27 protein-coding genes and 2 pseudogenes are annotated in these 26221 nt (G+C 60.2%); 21 read left to right on the top strand and 8 right to left on the bottom strand.

Annotation, left to right across the window (positions count from 1 at the left end):
- Nucleotides 1–299 precede the first annotated feature (299 nt).
- Nucleotides 300–1235 carry a glycosyltransferase family 2 protein gene (locus LDO14_RS13115; RefSeq protein WP_223992081.1) on the top strand — a complete coding sequence of 312 codons (936 nt, stop codon included), beginning with the start codon at nt 300–302 and terminating at the stop codon, nt 1233–1235.
- 185 nt (nt 1236–1420) lie between these two features.
- On the opposite strand, the gene LDO14_RS13110 is transcribed toward LDO14_RS13115, so the two are convergent.
- A complete protein-coding gene (locus LDO14_RS13110; RefSeq protein ID WP_223992079.1) occupies nt 1421–3292 on the bottom strand; it encodes a hypothetical protein in 1872 nt (623 codons plus the stop codon).
- A gap of 517 nt (nt 3293–3809) precedes the next feature.
- Between LDO14_RS13110 and LDO14_RS13105 the strand changes: the two genes are divergently transcribed.
- On the top strand, nt 3810–4280 hold the full coding sequence (locus tag LDO14_RS13105) for a GtrA family protein (RefSeq protein ID WP_223992078.1): 471 nt from the start codon (nt 3810–3812) through the stop codon (nt 4278–4280).
- An 86-nt stretch (nt 4281–4366) separates the two neighbouring features.
- On the top strand, nt 4367–5248 hold the full coding sequence (locus tag LDO14_RS13100) for a glycosyltransferase (RefSeq protein WP_018768486.1): 882 nt from the start codon (nt 4367–4369) through the stop codon (nt 5246–5248).
- A gap of 55 nt (nt 5249–5303) precedes the next feature.
- On the opposite strand, the gene LDO14_RS13095 is transcribed toward LDO14_RS13100, so the two are convergent.
- The 4 genes from LDO14_RS13095 to rfbB are packed head-to-tail and all read right to left on the bottom strand — an operon-like array spanning nt 5304 to nt 8877.
- The gene (locus LDO14_RS13095) at nt 5304–5714 is read right to left on the bottom strand and encodes a DUF2304 domain-containing protein (RefSeq protein WP_142072158.1); all 411 of its coding nucleotides are present in this window, start codon (nt 5712–5714) and stop codon (nt 5304–5306) included.
- A gap of 8 nt (nt 5715–5722) precedes the next feature.
- Nucleotides 5723–6454, bottom strand: coding sequence for a glycosyltransferase family 2 protein (locus tag LDO14_RS13090; protein ID WP_144599918.1), 732 nt, complete (start codon nt 6452–6454; stop codon nt 5723–5725).
- Entirely contained in the window at nt 6451–7875 is a 1425-nt protein-coding gene (locus LDO14_RS13085) for a bifunctional dTDP-4-dehydrorhamnose 3,5-epimerase family protein/NAD(P)-dependent oxidoreductase (protein ID WP_223992072.1), read from the bottom strand. Before LDO14_RS13085 ends, LDO14_RS13090 begins: the two co-directional genes overlap by 4 nt.
- A 3-nt stretch (nt 7876–7878) precedes the next feature.
- Nucleotides 7879–8877 carry a dTDP-glucose 4,6-dehydratase gene (gene rfbB / locus LDO14_RS13080; protein ID WP_134163811.1) on the bottom strand — a complete coding sequence of 333 codons (999 nt, stop codon included), beginning with the start codon at nt 8875–8877 and terminating at the stop codon, nt 7879–7881.
- Nucleotides 8878–8932: 55 nt separating this feature from the next.
- On the opposite strand from rfbB, the gene rfbA reads away from it, so the two are divergent.
- Complete coding sequence (gene rfbA / locus LDO14_RS13075) at nt 8933–9799, top strand: glucose-1-phosphate thymidylyltransferase RfbA (protein WP_018768481.1); 867 nt, start codon at nt 8933–8935, stop codon at nt 9797–9799.
- A gap of 109 nt (nt 9800–9908) precedes the next feature.
- On the opposite strand, the gene LDO14_RS13070 is transcribed toward rfbA, so the two are convergent.
- Nucleotides 9909–12407 carry a GH25 family lysozyme gene (locus tag LDO14_RS13070; RefSeq protein ID WP_223992068.1) on the bottom strand — a complete coding sequence of 833 codons (2499 nt, stop codon included), beginning with the start codon at nt 12405–12407 and terminating at the stop codon, nt 9909–9911.
- 4 nt (nt 12408–12411) lie between these two features.
- On the opposite strand from LDO14_RS13070, the gene LDO14_RS13065 reads away from it, so the two are divergent.
- The 10 genes and pseudogenes from LDO14_RS13065 to LDO14_RS13020 all read left to right on the top strand — a co-directional run bounded on the left by LDO14_RS13065 (nt 12412) and on the right by LDO14_RS13020 (nt 21118).
- Nucleotides 12412–12768 (top strand): hypothetical protein, encoded by a 357-nt coding sequence (locus LDO14_RS13065; protein ID WP_018768479.1) that lies wholly within the window; start codon nt 12412–12414, stop codon nt 12766–12768.
- A gap of 346 nt (nt 12769–13114) precedes the next feature.
- Nucleotides 13115–14089: pseudogene (locus LDO14_RS13060) on the top strand (ATPase, T2SS/T4P/T4SS family); the annotation flags it as partial.
- Between the two features lie 41 nt (nt 14090–14130).
- Nucleotides 14131–15543 carry a recombinase family protein gene (locus tag LDO14_RS13055; protein WP_223992066.1) on the top strand — a complete coding sequence of 471 codons (1413 nt, stop codon included), beginning with the start codon at nt 14131–14133 and terminating at the stop codon, nt 15541–15543.
- A gap of 635 nt (nt 15544–16178) precedes the next feature.
- A complete protein-coding gene (locus tag LDO14_RS13050) occupies nt 16179–16388 on the top strand; it encodes a hypothetical protein (protein WP_223992064.1) in 210 nt (69 codons plus the stop codon).
- Nucleotides 16389–16529: 141 nt separating this feature from the next.
- Nucleotides 16530–17921: a DUF3631 domain-containing protein gene (locus tag LDO14_RS13045; protein ID WP_223992062.1), complete on the top strand. Its 1392-nt coding sequence runs from the start codon at nt 16530–16532 to the stop codon at nt 17919–17921.
- A complete protein-coding gene (locus tag LDO14_RS13040) occupies nt 17918–18106 on the top strand; it encodes a hypothetical protein (protein ID WP_223992058.1) in 189 nt (62 codons plus the stop codon). Before LDO14_RS13045 ends, LDO14_RS13040 begins: the two co-directional genes overlap by 4 nt.
- 2 nt (nt 18107–18108) lie before the next feature.
- Nucleotides 18109–18780, top strand: a complete 672-nt coding sequence (locus LDO14_RS13035) for a hypothetical protein (RefSeq protein ID WP_223992057.1) — start codon at nt 18109–18111, stop codon at nt 18778–18780.
- A gap of 187 nt (nt 18781–18967) precedes the next feature.
- The gene (locus LDO14_RS13030; protein ID WP_223992055.1) at nt 18968–19156 is read left to right on the top strand and encodes a hypothetical protein; all 189 of its coding nucleotides are present in this window, start codon (nt 18968–18970) and stop codon (nt 19154–19156) included.
- The gene (locus tag LDO14_RS13025; RefSeq protein WP_223992053.1) at nt 19153–19410 is read left to right on the top strand and encodes a hypothetical protein; all 258 of its coding nucleotides are present in this window, start codon (nt 19153–19155) and stop codon (nt 19408–19410) included. Before LDO14_RS13030 ends, LDO14_RS13025 begins: the two co-directional genes overlap by 4 nt.
- Before the next feature lie 559 nt (nt 19411–19969).
- On the top strand, nt 19970–21118 hold the full coding sequence (locus tag LDO14_RS13020) for a phage major capsid protein (RefSeq protein WP_223992051.1): 1149 nt from the start codon (nt 19970–19972) through the stop codon (nt 21116–21118).
- A 455-nt stretch (nt 21119–21573) separates the two neighbouring features.
- Here LDO14_RS13020 and LDO14_RS13015 read toward each other — a convergent pair whose 3' ends face one another.
- Nucleotides 21574–21816, bottom strand: coding sequence for a hypothetical protein (locus tag LDO14_RS13015; protein WP_223992049.1), 243 nt, complete (start codon nt 21814–21816; stop codon nt 21574–21576).
- On the bottom strand, nt 21813–22145 hold the full coding sequence (locus tag LDO14_RS13010) for a hypothetical protein (protein ID WP_223992047.1): 333 nt from the start codon (nt 22143–22145) through the stop codon (nt 21813–21815). The genes LDO14_RS13015 and LDO14_RS13010 overlap by 4 nt, the downstream gene beginning before the upstream one ends.
- A gap of 102 nt (nt 22146–22247) precedes the next feature.
- Between LDO14_RS13010 and LDO14_RS13005 the strand changes: the two are divergent.
- The 7 genes and pseudogenes from LDO14_RS13005 to LDO14_RS12975 all read left to right on the top strand — a co-directional run.
- Nucleotides 22248–22502 (top strand): annotated as a pseudogene (locus LDO14_RS13005) (CpaF family protein); the annotation flags it as partial.
- Entirely contained in the window at nt 22499–23356 is an 858-nt protein-coding gene (locus tag LDO14_RS13000; protein WP_223992045.1) for a type II secretion system F family protein, read from the top strand. The pseudogene LDO14_RS13005 and the gene LDO14_RS13000, both read left to right, overlap by 4 nt.
- Nucleotides 23353–24294, top strand: a complete 942-nt coding sequence (locus tag LDO14_RS12995) for a type II secretion system F family protein (RefSeq protein WP_134163815.1) — start codon at nt 23353–23355, stop codon at nt 24292–24294. Before LDO14_RS13000 ends, LDO14_RS12995 begins: the two co-directional genes overlap by 4 nt.
- A 76-nt stretch (nt 24295–24370) precedes the next feature.
- Nucleotides 24371–24667 carry a hypothetical protein gene (locus LDO14_RS12990; protein ID WP_018768475.1) on the top strand — a complete coding sequence of 99 codons (297 nt, stop codon included), beginning with the start codon at nt 24371–24373 and terminating at the stop codon, nt 24665–24667.
- Between the two features lie 3 nt (nt 24668–24670).
- Nucleotides 24671–25084 carry a TadE family protein gene (locus LDO14_RS12985; RefSeq protein WP_018768474.1) on the top strand — a complete coding sequence of 138 codons (414 nt, stop codon included), beginning with the start codon at nt 24671–24673 and terminating at the stop codon, nt 25082–25084.
- Nucleotides 25065–25742, top strand: a complete 678-nt coding sequence (locus LDO14_RS21655; protein WP_346656234.1) for a hypothetical protein — start codon at nt 25065–25067, stop codon at nt 25740–25742. The genes LDO14_RS12985 and LDO14_RS21655 overlap by 20 nt, the downstream gene beginning before the upstream one ends.
- Complete coding sequence (locus tag LDO14_RS12975; protein ID WP_018768472.1) at nt 25739–26185, top strand: pilus assembly protein TadG-related protein; 447 nt, start codon at nt 25739–25741, stop codon at nt 26183–26185. The genes LDO14_RS21655 and LDO14_RS12975 overlap by 4 nt, the downstream gene beginning before the upstream one ends.
- The last annotated feature ends 36 nt before the right edge of the window (nt 26186–26221 follow it).

Below are 26221 nucleotides of genomic sequence, written 5' to 3'. Positions count from 1 at the left end.
CGGACAGGAGAATCACGCGGTAGCAAATACGTGAGGTCTATAAGAGTTTACCCGTATTCCTGACGAGACTCGGTCTGCGGGTCTTCGACGGTAGAGGCCAGGCCGGGTTCCTGCACGAAGAGGCGTTGCTGGTGTCTGCCTGTCCGATACACCATCCTTGCCGGGGCAGCAGGAGCCTCTGCTGTATACGTTCTCCGCTATCAGAAGCGTGGGAAGCCAGCGGGTCCCGACCCAGGAGCTTACCGAGGCGGATGGGCTATGGTTGATGGGTTCATCTTCACCTTTCGACAGGAAGTCCAATGACCGTTGCTGCTGTGGTCGTCTCATACAACAGGAAAGACCTCCTCGAAAAATGTCTTGCTGCCCTCGAGGGGCAGACACGAGCACTCGACGAAATCATTGTGATCGACAACTCGTCCACCGATGGCGCTCCTGAACTGGTGAAGGAATTGTTTCCAAAGGTGAAACTCTTTGACACGGGCTCCAACGTCGGTGGAGCAGGTGGCTTTGCGTGGGGCGTTGAGTTGGCGATTGCGCACGGACACGAGTATGCCTGGTTGATGGACGATGACGCCGAGCCGGAGCTGGACGCCTTGGAACCGCTGATCGAGCTTGCAGGAAGCGCTTCTGAGCCCTACTCCTTCCTGGCATCTATGGTCACGCTGGGTGGAAACACCATCAACACTGGGAACCCGCCTGTATTCAGCAACGACATCAGCCGCCAGGTGAGTGCGAACCTCAAAGGTGCGATCGCAATCGATGCGGCGACTTTCGTAGGCGTTTTGGTAAATCTTGACGTCGCCCGCCAAACCCACCTGCCGCAAAGGGATTATTTCATCTGGGTTGACGACACCGAGTACACCCTTCGCTTGTCTCGTATAGCCCCGGCTGTGATGGTGCGGGAGAGCAGGATCAAGCATCCCCTCAGCAAGTCAGGGTCAAAAGACATGGGCTGGCGTCTGTTCTACTTCCTTCGAAACAAGCTTTGGCTGATCCGGACAGATCCCCAAATGAGCATCCAACGAAAGGCATTTGAGATTCTGGGTTATGTCGGCGCCGCATTGCTCCAGGGGCCGCACGCGGAAGACAAGAAGTTGTGGATTCGAAGCGTAGTCCGCGGGGCATATCAAGGCCTCGTCAAATCCGCACGTAAGGAACTTCCGGGCACTTTGTTGGATGAATTGAGCCCTACAGAACGCGACACAGCCCTCGAACATAAAAGTATGAACGTTTAGTGGAGTATGTGGGCGCCGGCAGCCTAGCTATGCAAAGACGGGCCGGCATCTTCAGCGAGGCAGGTTTCTCGGCCTATCTGTGAAGGCTGGACAACGGTGGGACAGGCTGATCCTCTCTGCGACTGAGTAGGCTCTGTCATCTCAACCCTAGGGTGAAACTGTGAGAAGTGGATCATTCGCCTTGTCTACGAAACTTTGTAGATAAGGGTTTCTTGTCCCGACCATGTCAGCTCCTTTTCCAGGCTCAAGCAGGACCCGGAAAGTTCTTGCGACGCAGTGATGTGGGTGAGGGAGGGAAACGACTCCTTGAGGTCGCATGGATCGATGTGGACGATTGTTCTGTCCGTACCGTTATTTGAAAACGTCGGCGGTGCCCCTGGCGTCCAGAAGAACTGGATAAAGCCGCCACCTCTGTTCCAGTCGTTGGCAAAGCGCTGTTCGGGGTCCAAGACGGTCCACTTGCTAGCGTCCGGGCCGGAACGTTGAACTCCCGTAAGTGACGGTACGCCGTTAGCGAGCAGCAACGTGTCGACCGAGGGCCGGTCAGAAGCCCAAAGCGAACCTGCCGCGCGGCTTACTTTGCCTTCAGAGTAGAAATATTTAGCCGTTGTCGATGCACGCAGGTCACCCAGCCCAAATATCAGGGGATTCGATCCAAAAACAGGGATCGCCATCAGGGCTGCTGCAATACCCACAGAAAAGGCGGACTTGGGAAAGCTGGTCACAATGAAGACCACGACGGCGACGCCAGCAGCGGCAAGCAGAACTTCTTTCCTCGACATGGTAGGAAGGTAAGAAAGTTGAAGCTCGGATCCTGCATACGCTGTCACCAATCCTGTTGCCAGAGCCGAAGCTATCGAGAGGCGCCAGCGACGATTGTCCGGCAGTCGGGACAGTAGCACACCGACTAACAGCGCCCCCAAGATTCCGCAAACCTGTGCTGCCCTGGCAGGCTGCACGTAGTTCAGCAGGGGAATCTTCGCGCCCATGGGCCCGAAGTTGAAAGAGCACCATAAGAGCCATAAACCACCCGAGAAGGCAAGCACCAGGGCCACGACATTGTCGCGCCACCTGCCCATGGCAGAGATGCCGAGCCATATCACGACAGCCCAGACGAACGTCACTGTGAAGGCCGTTGACATCTCGCTCTGGTTACTGCCAAGAGGCACTGCATCCTTGAGTTCGCCGAGAGCTGGCGCGCCGAAAAGAAATCCGAATGGCTGGGCTTCACCGGTCGACCGTCTCGAACCCGGATAGACGGTGTTCAGCAGCCCATTGATGCCCTTTTCATTTTCCAGCAGCGTGCCGACGCCGAAGATCAGTGCGACACCAGCGGTGAAGCCAACGGCTTTTAATTTTGGCAGCCACCCGTCCTTCCGGGACAGGATCCAGAGAGCACTTGCGGCAAGAACGGGCAAACCGAGAACGAGTGACCAAGGAATGTAGAAACTAGGGATGCCGGCAAGGAGGATTCCGCCGACAACCGACTGCAAAAGCGGTAGAGCTGACCGTTTAGATTTGAAGCCGCAGTAGGCGGAGAGAAGCAAACTCGAGCCCGCAACCGTGTAGGCAATGAGCTGAATAGGCATCATCGTCCACCAGGATGCGGCGGGGGAGAGCGCTATCAGGAACGCTGCCAACCAGCCCATATTGCGGGACGATCCAACCTGTTCGAACCATTTAGGGAGAAAGAGGAAGAGCGCGACGGCAGGAAGCCACCAATGGGCTGCGAAGACCATCTCGTCTGGAAGTATCGCCGCCGCCCGAAGCATTGTGGAATCAAAGTAGACGAACGTTTCAAAGAAGCCGCCAGATGGGTACCTGTGAACAACATCGGCGGGGGCCGCAAGGTAGCTTGTCGTTGGCGCTGCACCCGTAGCCATGATCGAAATCGCTATAGGAGAAAACGCGTTGAACTCGTCCGAGCGGATGACGGAACTTGACCCTATTTGGTATCCCTCGGGGTGGGAGGGATCTTGTCGGAGTTCTGCCACTCCAATTGAAGAGGTCGTAGCGCCGGTGATCACCAGGAATGCATATACAGCGATGACGGCCATTCGCGCCATTCGGTCGGAAGCTGACACCCAACGCCAGGCATGCAAGCTGATGCTTTGAAGTCTGGACGACATCTGGGGTGACATTCTGCTCTTCCTTCTTGCCTAACGACTGCTGTTACCTGTGCCATAACCCGGGCGCGACGCTGCACAGACAATTTCGACCGACTTGCATGGGATCCCTGCCGCCCATAGATCGCGGCTGGCGCCCAGACCAAGGGGTCCAAAGGTGAAATCACCGGCTATGGCTCGATGCCGCAGAATGATGTGTTGTTGCTCCCCAAATTTCTGAAGCGCCGAATTAACCCCCGCGCCCCCGGCGAGGGCGCCACGTATGCAACGGCAACGCAAGTATAACGTCATGGAACCGGTCGAAGCCGTCGGCGCGAATGCCGCCTCGACCTCTTTGCCGGTAGCACCCCATGGACAGCCACCCGGTATGATGGCTTGAGCCCGACTGCAACCTGCGGGGGTATACGGAACTGGGAGTGGCTTGCAGACAACAGACAGTGCGCGATCAGTGAAGCATCGAGCACAGAAACTCGCTTCCCGGATCTCAGGGATCGTTGAGCGCAGTCACCTGATCAAGTTCCTGCTCGTTGGAGGCGCTTCCTTCGCAGTAGATCTTGCTCTACTGGCCCTCATGCATGAAGTCTTCGGAGTGGACCTCTGGATTGCCACGCCCATCGCTTTTGTCGCCAGCTTGGTGTTCAACTTCGCCCTCCAGCGCTCCTTTACGTTCCGTGCCAGAAACCGGAGCCATGTGAGCCTGCTCAAGTATCTGGCCCTGGTGGTTTTCAACATCGTGGCAATAGATGTCATCGTGAACGGCTTCGACGCCTGGGGAATTTCCTACGGAATAGGCAAGGCGTTCGCGACTGTACTGACCACATCTTGGAACTTTTGGCTCTATAAGGTATGGATTTTCAGGCATGAGCCCGGAAAAGTTCCTGCTCGTGCAGGAACTGTGACCGCTGAAGGCACGGACTAGCACTCCTCAAACGACCATCTGGCTCACGTTCGGACTAACCGCTGGCGGGCATCCGCTGGAAGACAAGAAAAGGATCTACCTGGCACATGGCCATTGATGTATTGCTTCCCTACTATGGGGACGTCGACCTGATGAAACTCGCTGCCCAGAGCGTCATGAGCCAGCAGTTCGAAGACTGGCGGCTCATCGTGGTGGATGATGGGTTTCCAAGCCCGGAACCTCAGCGCTGGTTCGAATCCATCTCCGACCCTCGGGTGAGCTACCAAAAGAACGAAAAGAACCTGGGTGCCAACGGAAACTACCGCAAGGCCCTGGACCTGGCTGAAGCCCCCATCGTCGTCGTCATGGGCGCTGATGACATCATGCTGCCGAACTATCTGGCAGTAGTATCAAAGGCTTTCGAAGCCTACCCACAAGCCAGCGTGGTGCAGCCAGGGGTCCAGGTGATCGACGAGAAGGGCCGAGTCGCGTCGCCTCTGGTCGACATCGTCAAGAAGGTCTATGCCCCGAGCGTCAAGGAACCGGTCCTCCTGCAGGGCGAAAGAATGGCAACCAGCCTTATGCGGGCAGACTGGGCTTACTTCCCGTCCCTTGCTTGGCGCACGGACGTGATTCGCCGCATCGGTTTCACCGAGGGGCTGCACGTCGTCCAGGACCTCGCACTATTGCTGGATATTGCTGCTGAAAACGGATCTATGGTGGTTGATCCAACCTTGGCATTCCTTTATCGCCGTCATTCAGCCTCAGACTCATCAGTTAAGGCTCTGGATGGGAGGCGCTTCGATGAGGAGCGGGCCTTCTTCGAGGGCCAGGCGCGCCGATTCCGCGAACTCGGCTGGCAGAGGACAGCTCGCGCGGCTGCTTTCCATACGACGTCGCGTCTGAACGCCGCTACCCTGGTCGCGCGTTCCCTGGCGATTGGGAAGACCGATTCCCTGCCCCGGCTGTTGAAACACGTTATCTCTTAGGAGACTTAAATAATTCAGGTGGCTGCAGGCATTGACCGGCAGCCACCTGAATAGTTTAAGCAGTGGTTTCGGGCGGCCTTCCCGCGCTTGGCACCTCGTTGCCCGGTACAGATTGATCGCGTGTTTGGCCTTTTTCCAGTTCCTGTACTTTGAGCCGCAGAATTCCTACTTCTTCGGCCAGGACACGGATCTCGTCCTCAGCCTGGGACTGCTCGAAAGACAGATGAAGGCAGACCAGGACGAGCAAAAGCAATGCCATCGCGAAAAGGAGGTTTGAAGGCACTTGAACGCCGAGCACGCCGCTGGCCCAGAAAAGTAGCTGTGGGAACGCAACAAGGACCAGCATTCCAACACCGATGATGATCCAGAGGACTGCGTACTTTTCCCTCAGATGACGCCGGCGGAGCATCTCGAAGATAATGAGCAGAATGACCAGCACAAAGATGAAGCCAACAAGCGTGGCCATGTGAACTCCTAGTTGGATGACGGTACGTTTTTCTTGCGCGTCAAAGCGAAGAGGAGGGCAAAAGCTGACCGGCCGAGGTAGATGGCTGCCTTCAATGGGTCGTGGCTCGGCGTCCCGCCCTGCCGCTCCCGCATTGACACTCCAACCTGGCGCACGGTGCACCCGGACCGGATCGCAACAACCAGGGAATCAATGGTATCCCCGAGGTACTCCGCAGGGTAGTGGTCAACGTATTGCCGGATGGCCTTTGTGTTCGCAGCGCGGAACCCTGACGTGACATCCGTGAGCCGGGTTCCTGCGACCCTCGATATCGTCCACGCCAGGACGTTCATGGCCCACTTACGGGGCCCGCGGACTGTGTAATTGCCCTTATCGGCGAAGCGGGCACCGATGACGATGTCTGCTTCCTGGAGCCCATCGAGGACGGCTTTTATATCCCGGGGATCGTGCTGGCCATCCGAATCCACTTGGATGACCTGGGTGTAGCCGTGCATCTTTGCGAATTTGAACCCGGTTCTCATGGCACCGCCAACGCCCATGTTGAACGGTAGCTGCACAACCAGCGCGCCTGCATCACGGGCTACCTGTGCCGTGTCGTCCCGTGAACCGTCGTCAACTACCAGGACATCGCAATCCGGGCCAAACTCGAAGACCTCACGAATCGTGTTGCCGATGGCCTCCGATTCGTTCCAGGCCGGCATGATCACAAGGGTGTGCTGCGTCTGATCTACAGGTCTCATGCCTTATCGTTTTCCAACTTCAGATAGGCTGCCAGCCGCTCGTCGGCATCAGGTATGTCGAAACCCGTAGAGCGCGTCTTTGCCAAGTCGAGCGTGCTGGAAAGTGGCCGCGGGGCCGCTGCCTTGTCCTTGAAATATTCGGCAGTGGTGATGCCAGTGACGTCACTGCCGGATGCCCCGCACTGCTCGAACACATCCCGCGCAATATCCGCCCAGCTCCTGACGGGCCCGTCATTGCTGAAGTTATACAAACCATAGGTTGCATCCGACTCCAGCAAATGTCGAATGAAAGCCGCAATGTCCTGGGTGAAGCTCAGGCGGCCTGTCTGGTCATTCACGACGGAAGGCTTGACCCCTTTTCGCGCCAGGCTGGCCATGGTGCGGACGAAGTTATTTCCTTCTCCAATAACCCAACTGGTCCGCACAATGTAGTGGCGGGGAACCACGCTGACTACCGCGTCTCCGGCGGCCTTGGTCTGCCCATAAACGCCCAAGGGAGAGCAGAGCTCGTCCTCGTCGTGGATATCGCGGCTACCGTCAAAGACATAGTCCGAGGAAATATGGACCAAAGTGAGATCATTCTCGACGGCGGTGCGCGCCAGTTGCGCTACGGCCGCGACGTTGATGGACCAGGCGGAGGCCCGCCCATCTGCGCTTTCCGCTGCGTCGACAGCAGTGTAGGCGGCGGCGTTGATAATCGTCGAGTAGTTCTTCCAGTTCCTGCTTTTGAAACTGTTCGCGTTGGTGAGATCGAACTCAGCGCGGTCTGCAAACTCAACCGAGGTATCGCCGTCGTACTGGGCACGAAGTGCCTTGCCCAGCTGCCCCCCGGCACCTACCACAAGGATCTTCTTGGCTGCCATCGGGACCACGTCGGCCATCCGCGGGTGCGCTTTGTCCTTGTCAGAGAGTTCCGCCTGGGTGAGCGGAATCGGCCACTGGATCGCAGCCGTCTCATCGGCGAGGTTAAGGAAGGTGTATTGACCTTGAGCGTCCGCGGACCAGTGGTCGTTCACCAAGTACGTGTAGGCGGTATTGTCCTCCAGCGTCTGGAACGCATTGCCGACTCCGCGGGGGATGAAGATTGCCTGGCTCGGGTCGAGTTCAGCCGTGAAGACCGCACCGAACGAGGGGCCCTCCCGAAGATCAACCCACGCCCCGAAGATGCGGCCGGTGGCCACCGAAATGAATTTGTCCCACGGCTCGGCATGGATCCCACGGGTGGTTCCGGCCTTTTCGTTGTAGGAGATGTTGTTCTGCACGGGCCGGAAGTCAGGCAGCCCGAGAGCAAGCATCTTTTCCCGCTGCCAGTTCTCCTTGAACCATCCCCGGTTGTCGCCGTGGACCGGGAGGTCGTAGAGAACGACGCCGGGAATGGGGGTTTGGTGGGCAGCAAGCTTCTTCGAGAACTCCAGCGACATGGATTACTGGCCCTGTTCCTTGTATTTTGCTTCGGTGGCAGCCTTCTGCGGGCGCCACCAGTCTTCGTTATCCCGGTACCAGGCGATTGTGTCTTCGATGCCCTCGTCGAAGTTGGAGAACTGAGGTTTCCACCCGAGTTCGTCGCGCAACTTGGTGGAATCGATGGCGTAGCGGAGGTCGTGACCTGGCCGGTCGACCACATGGTCGTAGGCATCCGGGGCCTGTCCCATGTGCTTGAGGATCAGCTCTACGACGTCTTTGTTGTTCTTCTCGCCGTCCGCGCCGATCAGATAGGTCTCGCCAATCTTTCCCCCGGCGATGATTGCAAGCACAGCGGAGGAATGGTCGTTGGCGTGGATCCAGTCCCTGACGTTCTCGCCCTTACCGTAGAGCTTGGGGCGAATGCCGTCGATGACATTGGTGATCTGCCGGGGGATGAACTTCTCCACGTGCTGGTACGGACCATAGTTATTGGAACAGTTGCTGATGGTGGCCTGCAGGCCGAAGGAGCGTACCCATGCCCGCACCAGCAGATCGGAACCGGCCTTGGTTGACGAGTACGGGCTTGAGGGGTTGTAAGGCGTTTGTTCGGTGAAACGCTCCGGGTCATCCAGCTCCAGGTCTCCGTAAACTTCGTCCGTGGAGATGTGGTGGAAGCGTTTGTTGTGCTTGCGCGCTGCCTCAATGAGCGTATAGGTGCCGATGATGTTGGTGTCCAGGAAAGGGCGTGGGTCGTGCAACGAGTTGTCGTTGTGCGACTCGGCAGCGTAGTGAACAACGACGTCGGAATCGGCAACAAGACCATCTACAAGGGCTGCGTCCGCTATATCGCCCCGGACGAAGGTGAAACGTTCCTCCGGAAGGCCCTTCAACGACTCGAGGTTACCTGCGTAGGTCAGCTTGTCCAGAACCGTTACGTGGTCGTCGGTGTTTTCCAAAACGTAGTGGACAAAGTTCGAGCCAATAAAGCCGGCTCCGCCGGTTACGAGAAGTCGCTGCATAATTCCCTAGACTACCGGATTTGCTGCTGCTCCTAGCGAAGGGAAAGATGGGGACATGCGCGGAATAATACTGGCCGGCGGAACCGGCTCCAGGCTTCATCCCATCACGCTGGGTGTCAGCAAGCAATTGGTACCGGTCTACGACAAGCCGATGATCTACTACCCGCTGTCCACGCTGATCCTGGCTGGGATCCGGGACATCCTCATCATTACCACTCCCCACGACGCGGAGCAGTTTGAACGCTTATTGGGGGATGGGTCCCGGTTCGGCGTCTCCATCACCTACAAGCAGCAGCCTTCTCCTGACGGACTGGCCCAGGCATTTGTGCTCGGTGCGGACCATATCGGTGATGACAGCGTTGCTCTGGTCCTGGGTGACAACATCTTCTATGGCCAGGGCATGGGCACTCAGCTGCGCAGGTTCAAGACCATCGACGGGGGAGCAGTCTTCGGATACTGGGTCAAGGATCCGTCTGCTTACGGGGTGGTGGAATTCGATGACGATGGCAAGGCTTTGTCCCTGGAAGAGAAGCCCGCGGCACCCAAGAGCCACTACGCAGTTCCAGGGCTCTATTTCTATGACAACGATGTTGTTGACATCGCCAAGAACCTCAAGCCGTCCGCCCGCGGTGAACTCGAGATCACCGACGTGAACCGCGTCTATCTGGACGCCGGTAAGCTGCAGGTCGAGATCCTGCCCCGGGGAACTGCTTGGCTCGACACCGGGACCTTCAACGACCTAAACGATGCCTCCAATTTCATTCGGACGGTGGAGAACCGGCAAGGCTTGAAGATTGGAGCGCCCGAAGAGATCTCGTGGCGGCTGGGGTTCCTGACCGACGATGAACTCCGCGAAAGGGCCGAACCCCTCGTCAAGAGCGGTTACGGCTCATACCTGCTCGAGCTCCTCGCCGAAAAGTAGATTTCTACAAACAGAAAAGGGTTGAAGCGGCTGCTTCAACCCTTTTCTGTTCTGAATCCAAGAGCTCAACCGCTGTGGCTCCTGCTGCCCGCAGCAGGAGCCACAGCGGTTACCGACGCACTGTGCTTGCGCTGGCCCCAGTTGTGGGGCTCCAGGTGATGGACCCGCCCTGGTAGTTCTGGAAGCAGCCTCCGTTGGCCAAGGTGCAGGAAGTTGCTGCGATGGGATAGCCGAGGAAGCTGTTCTCGTAGCCAAGGCTGGCGTATTTTGCACGAATCGCTCCACTGCTGGGTTGAGCCCCCGTTGCCTGCGACCACAGCATCGCTCCGCCTTGGAAATTCTGGTAGCAGCCTCCGTCCCTGATGCCGCAGACCACACCGCCCGTAGGGTATCCCAACTCGCTGAGCTCGTAGCCCATGGAGCCCCACTTGGATCTGATGGGTCCGTTGGGGCTTATCTGCGCGCCCGTGGCGGGAGACCAGAGAATAGCCCCGTTTTGGTAGTTCTGGTAGCAACCACCGTCTTTCAGGCCGCAGACCTGGTTACTGGTGGGGTATCCGAGAGAACCGTTTTCGTATCCTGTCGCAGCCCAGAGTGTGCGGATGGGCCCTGCAGGGCTCGGCTGGGCGCCCGTGGCCGCCGACCAGAGAACGGCGCCATTCTGGAAGTTCTGGTAGCAGCCTCCTCCGACAAGTCCGCAGACTTGGGTTGCGCTGGGGTAGCCAAGTACTCCGGACTCGCGCCCCTGAGCTTTCCATGAGGCAAAAATTGGGGACATGACCTGCAAGACGCCTCTGCCGGAAGTCCACGTAAGTGAGCCGTTCTGGAAATCCTGCGAGCAGCCTCCGTCGGGTAGCCCGCAAACTTCGGTTGCGGTGGGGTAGCCCATGGCACCGTTCTCAAAGCCGGTTCGAGCCCATTCATTTCTGATGGGACCAGCCTTGCTCAGCTGCGCACCGGAGGTCGCTGACCAAATAATGGCCCCGCCTTCGAATTCCTGGAAGCAGCCGCCGTTCACGAGCCCGCATGTTTGAGGTCCGGTGGGATATCCCATCAGACCGCTCTCACCCCCTTGCTGAAGCCACAACGTGCGGATAGGTCCGTTGGGGCTCAATTGGGCTCCAGTGGAGGGTGACCAGACGGTGGCACCCTTTTCGAACAGTTGCCGGCACCCCCCGTTTTTCAGTCCGCAGGATTCATCCTGAGTGGCATACCCGAGCGGTCCAGCTTCCCGCCCGGAAGTGCGCCAAGCCGACTCCATGTCGCCCCAAACGATGTGCGTTCCGGTGGCGGTGGAGCTGGCGATGCTCCCTGTTTGAAAGCGCTGGAAACAGCCGCCGTCCCGCAGCCCGCAAATCGTGTCGCTGGCGGGATATCCCAGGGGTCCCGCCTCGAATCCGGTCTTCTGCCAAGCCGTTCGAATGGGACCGTTCAGGCTGAGGTTGGCTCCGGTGCCGGGCGACCACAAGATCGCACCCGACTGGAAATTCTGGTAGCAACCTTGAGCGGACAGGCCACATACCTGGCCTCCCAGTGGATAACCCATGGGTCCGTTTTCAAATCCCGAGTTTGCCCATGCCGTTCGGATGGGGCCTCTCACGCTGATTTGAGCGCCAGTGCCCGATGTCCAGATGATCGCCCCGTTCTGGAAGTCCTGAAAGCAACCGCCATTCTTCAGGCCGCATACGACAGCAGACGTTGGGTAGCCCAGTAATCCGTTTTCGAAACCGGATGCTTGCCAGACGCCACGGATAGGGCCCGTAGGGCTCGGCTGTGCTCCGCTGGCAGGCGACCAGATCACAGCGCCATTTTGATAGTTCTGGTAGCAACCGCCGTCGCGCAGACCACAAACTATTGCCGATGTCTGGGCCCCCAGCTCCGGCGTGCGGGCTCTGACGTCACTAATACCCTGACTTGCTGCAAGCGGAATAGCGGTCCCAGCGAATGCCTTGAGTCCCGCATAGTCCCCGTTCCAAACGTTGGAGTCCCCGGCAAACGGCCCGGTGCTGCTGTACTGCCAGATGCTGTAGGTGTCCCAACTCCCTGTCGGAATGGCGCCCGCATCGTTGGTTGCCGAGTACGGGTAGGCCGCAACCCACAAGGGATAGTCCCCAAAACCGGTGGGATTGCCCAGGCACTGGTTCCACCAATTTGTATTCGTATAGATCATCGGCAGTCTGCCGGTGAGGGACCTCATCGTGTTTCCGAAGTCCTGGACCCAGGATGTCAGTTGCGCCTGGGACATGCCATAGCAGGTGTTGCCAAAGTAGAAGCCGTTGATCGTCCGACCCTCGTAGGGGTTGAACTCGAAGTCGAGAACCGGCGGCATCGTATAGCCGTCGCCGGACCATCCGCCACCGTTGTTCACGAAATAGCGCGCCTGATCGGCGCCGGAAGACCAGTTGGGGATCGCGAAGTGGTATGCACCCCGGAGCATCCCCACGCTTCGTGCGCCTTGGTACTGCGAGCCAAACAGATCATTCGTGAAGTAATTGCCTTCAGAGGCTTTCACATACGCGAACCTGGCACCCATGTTCCACTGCTGCTGCCAGTCGACGCTGGTTTGGTGTCCACTGACGTCAAGCCCCTGTATCCCAAAGGAGGGCATCCATGTGCCCTCTGTTGCGAGCGATTCGGCGCTGAGCTTCTGGGCGGTGGGCGACGGGGAAGCAGAGGTCACTCTCTTGGACCTCTGCCCCATTTCCGCCCCGCCGGGGCCGATGGCCTGGGCCATTGACTGGGGAGTAGCCGACGTCGGCGAACTGGCTGCGATGGAAGGCTGCGGCGACGCTGTGGTTGTTGGTGCCGGCGTCGCCTGTGGCAGCGTAGTGGCAGTTTGGGACGGGGCAGGCGTTGGTGTGGGACTGGGCTCCAAAGCGGAAGCTGCTCCGATCAGGCCAGGGCCGGTCAGCAAGGAGGCAGCTAATAAGCCGGCCCCAAGGGACATCATGATTGGGCGACGGGACTGAGACAGGTTCCGCTTCATATGTGCTCCGGAGACAATGCGGCGCTCCCCCAAGCGCCTCTTTGGATACTGCTCAGGTGATTTCCCCCAGGAAGGCACCTGATAGTGCTATTTCGATAAATAACGCGCTCACCATAGCACCAGTGTTACTGGCGCAACCAGTGATTCTGGTGTTACTTATGTGAATCCTGTGGTCTTCGAAGCGAAATCTTGAGCCCTACTAAGGGGAATCTTGAGGGTCGTCAGTTATCCACAGGAGTGCTGCATGACTTGTTGCGGCAGGACCCTCTACTTAAGCTGTACCCAGTCGAACTGCCTCCGCTGGGGGCGGCAGTTGTATGGGGGAACATATGGACGCGCTGGGAATTGTCGAGGACGAAGTCCGCGAGCTCATCCGCCGTCGTGGGCTGGACCCACTGAGGCAGGCAGGAGAGGTCCGTAGGCTGGTGGAAGCAGCCGTCACTGACTATGACGAGCGCGCGCTTATGGGGCCTCTTCCACCCCTTGGCCCGTTGGATGCTGCCCGTAGGTTCCTGTTCGATGCCGTAGCCGGCTTTGGAGTGCTCCAGCCACTCCTCGACGATCCTTCAATAGAAGAGATCTGGCTCAACGCGCCAAACGAAATATATGTGGCACGCAACGGGGAGTCAGAGCTGACCTCGCTGAGCCTCTCCGAGCAACACGTGCGTGACCTCGTAGAACGCATGCTCAAAAGCTCCGGCAGGAGGCTGGACATGTCGTCCCCTTTTGTGGACGCGGCACTGCCGGACGGATCCAGGCTCCACGTAGTCATTCCGGATGTAACCCGCCGGCACTGGGCCGTGAACATCCGCAAATTCGTCGTGAAGGCCAGCCGACTGGAACACCTGGTCGAGTTGGGAACGCTGACACCGCAGTCGGCACGATTTCTCGGCGCAGCGGTGTCCAGTGGCCTCAACATCCTTGTGTCGGGGGCCACCCAGGCAGGCAAGACAACCATGCTGAACTGTCTGGCGGCGAGCATAGGTAGCCGGGAGCGTGTCATCACGGTCGAGGAGATCTTTGAACTTCAGTTTCCGCTCCGGGACGTGGTGGGTCTGCAGTGCCGGCAGCCGAACCTCGAAGGTGAGGGCGAAATTCCACTCCGTCGCCTGGTCAAGGAAGCGTTGCGGATGCGTCCGGACCGGCTGGTGGTAGGGGAGGTGCGGGAAGCCGAGAGCCTGGACATGCTGATTGCCCTTAACAGTGGCCTGCCCGGAATGTGCACCGTCCATGCGAACTCGGCGCACGATGCTGTGACCAAGATCTGCACGTTGCCGCTGCTGGCGGGGGACAACATCTCCAGTGTTTTCTATGTCAAGTCACTACAAGAAAGTAGACTGGGAGCATGGGGAACAAGAGCAACACGGCAGCGGCGATCTATTGCCGCATATCCAAGGACAGGGAAGGCGCCGGACTCGGCGTGCAACGCCAGGAACAGGACTGCCGCGAACTCGCCGCGTCACTTGGCTGGACCGTCACCCGCGTCTACACAGACAACGACATCTCAGCCTATTCGGGCAAGCGCCGCCCCGAGTACGAGAGGCTGCTGGAACAAATGCGCGCCGGCCGCGTCACGGGCGTCCTTACGTGGCACACTGACCGGCTCCACCGTTCCCCGCGGGAACTGGAATCCTATATCGACGCATCCGAGACAAACGGCGTCGTAACCCACACCGTCAAGGCGGGGGAGATAGACCTTTCCACCCCTTCCGGCCGTGCGGTAGCACGCACCTTGGGCGCATGGGCGCGTTACGAATCCGAGCATAAGAGCGAGCGCATCGTTAGGAAGAAGCTCCAGCTTGCCCAGGACGGCGCTTTCTCCGGTGGCCCGGTCCCGTTTGGATGGCGCATCGTGGACGGCACACCCGTTATCGAGGAAGCCGACGCCGCAGAGATCCGCAAGGCTGTAACCGGATTCCTTGCGGGCCGCAGCATTGGCTACATTGTGAAGGACCTCAACGCCCGAGGCATCAAGACCCGCCGCGGGCAACTGTGGACAAGCACCGCAGTACGAAACATGCTTATGCGCCCCACTCACGCCGGACTGTCCGCTTATCGCGGCGACATCATGGGGCCGTCCACGTTCCCGGCCATCATCTCCGAGGACGAATGGCGTGCGGTCGTCAGCACCCTCAAAAACCCCTCACGGCTGACGCAAAACGGCAACAAGGTGAAGCACCTGCTGGCCGGGCTCATGCTTTGCGGCAAGTGTGGGGAGCCAATGAAAACATCGAGCCGCCGGGGCAAGGGTGGACAGGTCTACTACTACAAGTGCAAGACGACAGGGGAGGGGCACGCCTTCCAGACGGCCGAACCAGTGGAAGCCATGATTGCCGACATCGTGGTCCAATTCCTCAGCAAGCCGGAGAAGGTGGAACGACTGGCGGAACAGCCGGACGGGGACGGCGGCAAGAGCCTACGGGAGCGTGCCGTTTCGTTGCGTGCACGGCTTGATGAGGCCGCCAACAGCTTTGCTGACGGGGCAATTAGCGCCAAGCAGATGGGCATCATCACCGCCCGCGTAAACGCTGACCTGGAGGACGTGGAAAACCAGCTTGCCAGCATGCGCAGCGGCAACATCCTGGCCGGCCGCGGTGGATCCCTGGAGGAAGTGCGGGAATGGTGGGACGGCGCCGGCATTGAGGACCGCCGCGCCGTGATCGACGCCCTTATGACTGTCTACGTGGACCCAGTACGCAAGTCAGCACCCCGTCAATTCATGCCCGAACGTATCCGCATCGAATGGAAGGCAGCGTAACCATGTCTAGGACAAAAGGCGGAAAAGTAGACCAGCTTTATGGGCTCGTGGTGCTGACCTGCCCTAACGGGGACGAACTCGGCAAGGTGCTGCTCCAGCCGCCGGGCCGTTGGGTGCTGTCCGGTGATGGCTGGATGTCAGAGCGTCCGCTGGATCTTCCTTTGCGGATGCAGTGCCGCGCCTGCCGCGCTAAGGGGATATGCCATGACCTCCGGGGAAGCTGGGACAAGGTAAAGGCCCTGGCTGTGGAACTCGAAAACAATCCGACACGCGGGCGGACTAAATACGTCCTAGGAGGATAAGCACCTGCTAAAGTCTTTAGTAATAGCTTCGGAACACTGAAGCGGGGGACCAAGGAACCCAGAAAGTCTTGGAGTTAGACCGAGCCCTTCCGGTGCGGTGCAGTAGTTTGCATCCCTCGGAGGGGCTTTCTCTTTGTCTACTCAGATCCGAACGGCAAGGGCCCGGCTTGCAGCCGCCACCCGCCACCACCCCGAATCCTCACATGAGGAACTACGCCGCGACCTCAAAGCCGCCAACCTAGCGGAGTACGTCCGCCGCGTCGTGTCAGAAGCCCCACCGCTCACCCAAGAGCAGGCTGACCGTATCGCCGGGCTGCTGCGCGGTGGTGCTGCATGAAGCAGGCCGACAACATCACCGCTACGGCACTTGTAACAGGCGTGCATGTCGTCGTCGTGGAAACTCCGGCCGGCAAGTATAGGCGCCGCGTCTATTTCAACCTCCCCAGCGCCCAGACAGCCGCCGACAGGGCCGCTATGGCAGGACACCCCGCGCACGTCATTCTGTGCCAGCTCATGCCCGTTTCCGGCGGTGAGTCACTGTGACAGACGAAGACCTCAGCGAATTCATTGCCGACGCTCCCGACGTTCGCACCATCGCCCGCAGGGCCAGCGAGTGGATAGGCGTACACGCTTCCCGCTCTTGCTCCGGAAGCGCCTACGTCCCCAGGGCAGGAGACCGCCGCTATGAACGATAAGTTTGCACCCCTCACAGATGAAGACCTCGCCGCGGCAGGCTTCAACGTCGGTTCTGTCGGTTACGTCGCTCCCGTCGGTTTGTTTCCAGACCCCCAGACCGTCGGTTCAGCCGGTTCCGTCGGCCCCGTCGGTTCATTTGAGAGGGTATTAACCGACGTAAGAGCATGGCTGTCCCGGTTTGTGTGCGTCATGGACGACTTGGATTTAGACCTGCTCACCCTCTGGGCCGCGCACACTCACCTTGCTTTCGAGACGTACACGACACCGCGCCTTGTCCTGGATTCATCCATGCCGGGCTCAGGCAAGACAACCGTCCTCGAACACCTCTCCAGACTCTGCCTGGAACCTGTACAGGCCGCGTCCCTCTCATCACCGGCACTCCTTACACGGATGCTCAACAAATCAATGCGAACCATCCTCATTGATGAAGTGGACAGGTCACTGGATCCCAAGAAACCGGGCGTAGAAGACCTTATCGCCGTCCTGAACTCCGGATATAAGCGGGGAGCTACACGCCCCGTCCTAGTCCCCAGTAAAGGCGGGGAATGGGACGTAAGCGAGATGTCCACCTTCAGCCCGGTAGCAATGGCAGGCAACGCCCCAAACCTCCCAGACGACACCCGCTCACGCTGCATCCGAGTGCTTCTAATGCCAGACCTCGAAGGCCGCGTCGAATCCTCCGACTGGGAAGAGATAGAGGAAGAGGCCCAAGAACTCGGCCGACGCCTGACCGAAGGCGCGGAAGAGGTACGGGACTTCGTACGCACAGCCCGCCCCGAACTCCCCGCCGGCTGCATCGGACGAATCAAAGAGCGCTGGAACCCCATCAAGCGCGTAGCAACAGCCGCAGGCGAGCAATGGGCCGCTATCGCGGATGAACTCATCAAGAGGGACATAGCGGAGGCAGAAATGGACAAGGAAGACGGAATCACCCACCTGCCGCCCGCGGTGATCCTTCTAAAGGACATCCGGGACGTATGGGACCCCGCCGACGCCTTCACTCCGTCAGCGGTCCTTATCCACAGGCTGATCCAACACAACCCTGCGATGTGGGGACAGTTGAGCAGCTACGGCAAGGAACTCAACGCCCAGCGACTCGGCCGGATGCTCGTAACTGCGTTCAAACTCCACTCCACCAGGCAGGGCGATTCCAAGCGCGGTTACTTCCGGGTCAACCTCGAAAACGTGTGGCGTCGGATGGGCATGACCCCTCCAAAAGAAACCGACGGGACTGACGAAACCGCCACAACCGACGGGAACACTCTCTCAAATCAAACCGACGGAACCGCCGCAACCGCCGAAACCGACGCCTGCAAGCTGCATCCCGTCCCGAAACCAAACGTCTGCTTCACCTGCTCAAACCTCCAGGAGGCATCATGACCACCCGCCACGAACTCACAGCCGCAGACGGCACACCGGAGGAACCGCTCCCGGATGTCCCGGCCCTGACAGCCCGTGAGGACGAGCACCGTTGGATGAACCGCGCCTTACTCGCTGAAGCCCAGCTAGCCGTCCTAAAGGCCGCATACCAGCCCGCCAGCATCCCCACGAATCAGGAGAAGTAGACATGGGACAGCCAGGATTCCCCAGCCCCCGCGGCGAAGACTACATCGTCAGGGAAATAGCCGACCTCAAGCGCTCCCTCAGGGAACTCGCCGCAGCTAACCCGTTCGGACTTTCCGGAGTCCGCCTGCAAAACGGCGGCATGACCCTGGACGGGACCCTAGGCGTCACCGGAACGTCAACAATCAACGGGCCGCAGAACGTCAACGGCGCCCTGACCGTCACCGGAAGCGTTGATCTTCCCGCCGGCAGCGTCAGCGATACAGCACTTGCTAACCCGGTGCAGACAGCCACGGCAAGCAACGGCGTTACAAACTACGCCATCGACACCACATCAACTGTCCGGGCATCCGTGACGCTCACGGTCCCGGCCGGGGGCTTCACCAGGGCTATTGTCATTGCGAACGCCACGGCCATGGGCACCAACTCAGGGACAGCGGGGGACTACTTGTATGTGTCTGCCGTCGTGGCCGGGGTAAACGGCGGCGAACTCTACTCATCAGCCGCCCCAGGCTTGGGCGTGGGGCTCTCCGCGCCGTTCAACCCGACGCTCACGGGACTAACCAGCGGGCAAACCATCACCGTAAGTGTTGCCACCCGCGCCGGCACCGCAACATGGGCAGCCGCCACAGCCAACCAAGCCAGCATCGCCGCGACGGCGATTTTCCTGAAGTAGGAGCCACCATGACCGCCCAGACCCCCGAACCTGTCACCCCAGCACCTGTATCAAATGAGACACCTGCACCTGACGCCCCGCTGACCTTTGAAGCGCCGACACCAGCCGCACCAGGACAGCCAAACCCCATTCCCCGCGGCATCGCTTGGGATGAACCGATCACGCCGACCACCCAGGAGCCCGCCCCGTGACCACCCCGCCCTTCCTGAAGCCCCGATTCTGGGAATGGAAAGACCAGAACGGCACCGGCACACGAGGCGTCGGACTCTTCCGCGGCGCAGACCTCAAAGCACACCTAACCCCCGCCCAAGCCAGAACGTTGGCCGACAAACTGCACGACATGGCAGACCGCATCGAATCCAAGGAGACACCGTGAAAATAGCCAACGTCCAAGCCAAAGACCGCGCCCGCGCCCTCCGCGCCACACTCGGCTTCCTCCAGGGCGACTCACTGGCCCTAGACGCCGTCCTGACCGAGACAGCAGAAGACACAGATCCCGGCGCAACAGGCGCCCTGATCCTGGCACTCACTGAGCAGGCAGCAACCTACGCCAGCGCCGCCCCGGACGCCGCCGGGCAACTCCAGAGCATGATCCTCGAATACGCCCGACAGGAAGGCAACCATGGCTAAGCAGAAGCACGACATCGGATACCAGAAGCGGAAAAAGAACGGCCAGCGGCGCGAATATCTGAAATTCCTTGTTCACGCCAAACGGGCGTCTCTGAGAAAGTAAGAATCTTGGCAAAACGTCCACAGAAACAGCATTTCACCTGTTAAACTGAACTTGAGTGTCATAGCTCATCCCCTTTCAGGGAGGGGCGCCATTCCTCCAGATGGCGCCCCAACCCAAGGGATAGCAGTAACCGGCCAGCATGTTTGTCCGCGGTCAAGGACCAGGCAAGGCGAGGGCAAGGGCGAAAGCCTGAGGAACCCAGCCAAGCCACTCTGAGGAACCGCCAGCAAAGTGTCCGCCAGGGAGAGAGCAGTACCGGCAGCAGCCGGCGGCAAGGCTTAGGAACCCAGGAACGGGAACCGCTTAGGACCCTCACGGGCAAGGCGGAAGAACCTTCCGAGGGCAAGGCCCAGGACCCCGCAGCGCCGTAAGACGTGAAGCCCTTATCTGACAGGGCCACGCAGCCAAACATTCACCGCCCTTATCTGAACAGGGCCACCCTCTTTGGAGCACACAATGGCTACTTACGCCGAACTCATGACCGAAGCAAAAAGCCTCGTAGAAGCTGGCAAAGCCGGCACCCTGACCACCGCCCAGATCGCCCGCATGGACACCATCAAGGACGACATCGAAGCCGCCAAGCAGGCCGACCGCATCGCCGAAGGTGACGCCCTTATGGCCCAGCTCAAAGGCGCCGGCAGCCCCAAGGCCCCCGGCACCCAGGCAACCGGCAACGCCCTGAACCTCACCCAGGACGAGGTAAAGGGCATGTACGAGGCAGCCCTGAAAAAGCAGACCTACCGCGTACAGGCAAAGACCGGAGACGCCGCACTGTCCTACAAGACCGCAACGGCCGCACTGACCCAGACCCAGATGAATGGCCAGCTCATCGGCAAGGCCCACGAGCCCGCCCGGATCCTCAGCTACATCCCGCAGAAGACCATCACCGCCGGTTCCGTGGACTTCCTCACCCACACCAGCACCACGGGCGCTGCGGCAACCGTGGCACGTGGCGGACTGAAGCCCGAACTGCTGATCGACTGGACCCCGACCACCCTGACCGCCCGGAAGATCGCAGTGCAGTCCGGCGTACCGGATGAAGTCCTGGCTGACTTCAGTACCTTCCTGGCTTACCTGACCAGCGAACTGTCCCGCTCTGTGATCGACGCCGAAAACGCGCAGATCCTCAACGGCGACGGCACCGGGGAAAACCTGCTTGGCCTGCTCAACACTTCCGGGATGCTGACCCGCGCCAAGGCAACGGACACCGCACTGGACGCAGTGGAGCAGGCTATTGCCGACCTCCGCACCGGCCCGTCCTACGTGGACCCGGACCTGCTGGTCTTCCACCCCACCACCTGGTCCAGCATCCGCCGCAGCAAGGACACCGCCGGCCGCTACCTGCTCGGCGCTGACCCCACCGCAGCAGAAGCCAACACCCTGTGGGGACTGCCTGTCGCCGTCACCACCACCATGCCAGTAGGCACCGGCCTTATCGGCAACCTTGCGGAAGGCACCCAGGCATTCATCCGCCAGGGCATCACCACCGACATGGGAGTTAGCACGGATGACTTCGTGAAGAACATCACCCGTGTCCGCTGCGAGGAACGCCTCGCACTCGGCGTCACCCGGCCTACAGCCCTGCTGAAGATCACCGGACTGTAAACAGCAACAGGAAGCGCCCGGTCAACTACTGGCCGGGCGCTTTTGCGTGACTAGGGGAGGGGCGTCTGAATGTTGGAACGTCGAAGACGCGGACAGCTTCGCCGCGGTAGCTGTCCTCTCCCCCCGCCTCCCTGAGAGGGGGGTCGCGTGCGCGTGCGCGAAATATCACTATTGCTAATGGTTTTCAATAGCGTTTAGGTCCCCGTGCTGTTAATCTGGTCTCAGAGCGTCAACGTCACGGGTACCTCATCATCCGATAGGGGCCGAACGATGGTTTGAGTAGCGGCTGAACTGACCGCGAAAATCTGGGAACCAGCGCAGGACGGGCAAGGCCCCGGTGGAGCCTGAAAAGGACTCACCATCCCTCACACAAGGGGCGCCGGCCAGAAGGAACAGTAAGAGCCCCGCCAGGATGACGCCCGGCGGGGCTCTATCTGTGAAACAGCACACGCGTGCTAAATATCTACGTCCGGCTGTGGCATACCAATGCCCTGCTGTTTCATCCACCCTTTGTAGAGCGTTACCGCTTCCTGCATGGCCTCGTGCACTCCTGGACCGACGTTCTCAGGGTTTTCCCTGATCGCGTCGAGCGTCTGCTCGAATATGTCCAAGTCGTCGTTGATCTTATTCCTGATGGCGTCCCGCTGGATCTGCGCTTCCTCTTCCGGGCTGAAGAGGTCTTCCGGCCCCTGGCTCATGCTGCGGCCAGCTTGGATACTTCAGCAAGCGCAGCGGCGATCTTCCCGGCTTCTGCTCCTTGGATGGCGTTGCCGCTGTCGCCGTCAACGTAGAACGTCACGCCGTCGTTTATGGTCCAGTCGGTTGTTACCTTCCATCCGTTGCCCTCGAATGTAGGCCCGGTCCAGACGGGCAATTCTTCAGTGCTTGATTCGTCCAGGCTGAAACCGGCCGGCGGCCTAGGGATTGGCCCAAGCTCTGCCAGGTAATCTGACGGATGCATGCCCTTTGCTAAAGCCTGTCCGATGAGTTCCCCGACGGTGTTGGGCATGGTGATTGTGGCAGTCATGGTGAGACCTTCCCCCTTGTGTTGATACCGCATCCCCAGCGGATGCCGTGATCCTATCCTGTCGGGAAGACATTTCCCTTCGGTAGTGCTTTGACATTATGTGCTAGTGCGTTCGTGGTCCCCACCGTTGCATCCTGCATCGACCTTGTAGTGCACTGCAGCAGGCATCCCGATGGGCGTCGGCAAGTGACCCAAATCCTATCGTTGGGGCGCCGCGTGGAAAACGGCATCATCGAGTCGTCACTGGTTTTCGCCCTGGAGAATGGAATCCTGCAACCACGGGCCAACGCCATGCCGGCAGCTGAGAAGTTTTCGCGGGCAGGATACGACCTCGCCACGCTGCTGGATCCGCGATGATCCCGGCGCTGATGGGGGCGGCGCTAGGGATGGGCCTCTTCCTCATTTGGTGGTCCTGTTGGGAAACGCCGGACCCCGGGAACCGCGTGCGAAAGCCCGGCCACCTGGCTGACCTGCTCGCGGTTGCCGGGGTCGACAGGGTCTCAGCCCGCGGTTTGGCCGGTACTTGCTTGGGCCTCGGGGTTTTTGTAGCACTGGTGTTCTACGGGCTTAGCCATTCGTGGCCCATTGCCGGCTGCTTCGGACTTTTCGGCACATGGCTTCCCGTCACCATCCTCAGGTGGCGGGCCAAAAAGAGGACGGCCCTGCTGCGCCAACTCTGGCCTGACGTCGTGGATCATCTGCGCTCTGCGATCCGTGCGGGCCTGCCCCTGCCCGAGGCCCTCATTCAGCTTGGAGAAAAGGGACCTGAGGAATTGCGGCCCATTTTTCGTGAGTTCGGCGCTGACTATCGCGCCGGAGGCCAGTTTGATGGGTCTCTAAACAAGTTGAAGCAGCGATTGGCTGACCCGGTGGCCGACCGCATCGTCGAAGCGCTCCGGCTGACCCGGGAGGTAGGCGGTTCGGACCTGGGGAAGCTCTTGGGCACCTTGGCGGAATTCCTGCGGGAGAATGCCCGGACCCGCAGCGAGCTCGAGGCGCGGCAGTCGTGGACCATCAATGCCGCCCGGCTTGCCGTCGCGGCACCCTGGATCGTGATGATCCTGCTTGCCAGCAGGCCGGAGGCGATCCAGGCCTACAACACGCCTATGGGCGCCGCAGTCCTGCTCGGCGGCTTGGTGGTCTCGCTTGTTTGCTACACGGTGATGTTGAAGATCGGGGCCCTGCCACAGGACGAAAGGGTGCTCCCATGATCGTCATCCCGCCTGCAGCAGTAATCTGCGGTATCGGCCTTGGCCTTGGTTTGTGGCTCGTGATCTTCCGGTCACCTCCCATGCGCGCCCTGACGCTTTCCCAACGCATAGAGCCCCAACTTAAGTCGCAAAACCTGGAGTCGAGGCTCCTGCACGCCGGCGAGCAGAACCTGACACCTTTCGGCCCCCTCGAACGAATTTTCCGTCCCGTCTTCCGGGACTGGCTGTCCGCGTTGGGAAGACTGAACCCCACGCCTGGTGCCACGGGCCGGCGGCTGGCCCAGGCAGGAATCAACAAGTCTGCCATCGACTTCCGCGCTGAACAGTTGCTGTGGGCTGCTGCGGGTTTTGTCCTCTCAGCGACTTTCATGCTCATTGGAGCCGCAGCGGGCAGGTTCAGCCCGCTCTTGGCAGCGGCGGTAATTATCGGCAGTACTGCAGCGGGTTTTGTGTTGCGGGACTACTGGCTTGGCGCCCAGGTCCGCCGGCGGGAAGCGCGGATGATGGCCGAGTTTCCCAGCCTTGCCGAACTGATGGCCCTGGCCGTCGGCGCAGGGGAGAGCGCAACAGGCGCATTGGATCGCGTCTGCAGGAGTGCCAACGGTGAGCTGTCCAAGGAATTTTCGAAGATCCTCGCGGAGACCAGGGCCGGCAAGCCGCTGATTCTGGCAATGCAGGAGTTCTCTGCGCGCACCGACCTTGCGCCGCTGGTCAGGTTTGTTGACGGCATCATCGTTGCGGTGGAAAGAGGAACACCCCTTGCGGACGTGCTTCGCGCGCAGGCGCAGGACGTCCGCGATTCGGCCAAGCGGGACCTGATGGAAGCTGCCGGGAAAAAGGAAATCGCAATGATGGTGCCCCTGGTTTTCGGGGTGCTTCCCCTGACCGTGGTGTTTGCTGTCTTCCCCGGCCTGGCCGCCATCAACCTGGGCTTCTGATGGGGAGAAAGACCCGAAGCCCGGACCCGCTGCCATTAGTTAAAGCCCACCTTAGGAACCAGGAATAGGACTCAAGATGAAAACCATGGGAACCCGCTGTGCACTGCTGCTTCTTGGCCTTGCCGCTCTACTGCAGCTCAAGGTGCCCGCGACAGCCGGGAGGGGGCGTCCTATCGGTGCACAGTACACCGAAGGCAGGGAAGACCTTCAGGTGCCTCCGACCATCGGTAACGATAACCCTGAACGAGGTGACGTTCCGGGATGGGTGATGATAACCCTGATGTCCGCGGTCCTGGTTGCAGCCCTGCTGGCGCTCGCGGGCCCCGCCTTGGAGGCCATGTTCAACCAGGCAATGGACAAGGTGGGGAACTGAACCATGCTGCCGTCCGCTCACGGACCCGTGCAGCCAGTGCTGCCCAGGCCGGGCGAGCGGGGTTCAGCCGTGGTGGACTTCGTCCTGGTTGGCGGGTTGCTGACGATGTTCTTCCTTGCGATTATTCAGCTGACCCTGGTTCTGCATGTCCGGAACACACTTATTGATGCTGCTGCCTCTGGTGCCCGGTACGGCACACTCGCTGACCGCAATGCCGCCGACGCGCAAGAGCGGACCCGCAGCCTCATCAGCATGGCCCTGAACGAAGGCTTTGCTGACCAGGTCAGTACGCAGGAAGTAACTGTCCAGGGGATGCGCACCCTGGAAGTGACTGTCCGGTCCCCAATGCCGGTCATCGGTCTGATTGGGCCCCGGGACCTGCTGGAGGTGAAAGGGCATGCGGCTGTCCAGCCTTGATCCGTTCAGCGCCAGCCCGTTGCCCCACCCCGACGGACCACCCCGCGCCAGTGCGCAGTCCTGTTCCAGTGCCCAGTCCCGCTCCAGCGCACAGGCCGGTTCCAATCTGTTCCTGGTCACGGCCCGCGTGGCAGAAGTGCTCTGCAGGGAGCGTGCCGGGGGCACGCACGTGGGCGACCCATCCCACTGCCCCAGGCCTGCTCGCGGGGAGCGCCAGCAGCAGGGCTTTGTGCATGAGGAGCAGGGGAGCGGACACGAGCAAGGAAGTGCGGTAGTCGAGTTCACGTTCCTTGCACTTCTGCTGATGGTCCCGCTGGTGTACTTCGTGATCACCGTCGGGCAAATCCAGGGCGGTTCCTTCGCCGTGGTGGGTGCCGCGGACCAGGCGGCGAAGGTTTATGTGGCACAGCCGGATTCCTCCACAGCCCAGGCAGCTGCGGAGCAGGCCGTGGCCCTCGCCCTTTCCGACTTCGGGCACCAGGCAGACAGGGCCCGCATGGCCACGACCTGCAACCCTGCTGACTGCCAGGCCGCCGGAACCACGGTGACTGTCACCGTAAGCCTGAGCGTACCGCTGCCGTTCATTCCGTTCGCCGACGGATTATCAGCCACGGAGGTTGAGGCGTCTTCCACCCAATTGGTAGGCCGGTACCGGTGAAACGCCGGGAATCGGACCAGAGCGGCCAGGTCATGGTGATGATTCTCGGCTACATCACCCTGGCACTTCTGGTGGCGACGGTCGTCGTCGGCATATCTGCCGTCTATCTGGAGCACAAGCGCCTGCTGTCCCTGGCAGACGGGGCATCGCTTGCGGCGGCCGACAGCTACACCCTGGGAGAAGTCACATCCCAGGGTGGAAGCCCCTCGGCTGTCCTTAATCCCGCGCGCGTCCGCAATGTAGCTGCCGACTTCGTCTCGAGGAGCCCAGCCTCGCAGCGTTTCTCAGGCCTCGCCGTCGCCGCTACAACGGGTACACCTGACGGTTCCACCGCCGTCGTGGTCCTCACGGCAGACGTGCACCCACCTGTGGTGAACTTCCTTGTCCCTGATGGCATCCGAATCGAAGCGACGTCCACCGCCCGCTCACGCCTGACCCGCTGAGTCATGCACCCGCTGAGCCAATGATCCTGGCAGCGC

Source organism: Arthrobacter sp. NicSoilB11 (genome assembly GCF_019977375.1).
Taxonomy (GTDB): domain Bacteria; phylum Actinomycetota; class Actinomycetes; order Actinomycetales; family Micrococcaceae; genus Arthrobacter.
The sequence above is the reverse complement of the archived record's forward strand: the minus strand, read 5'-3'. Positions and strand labels throughout refer to the sequence as shown.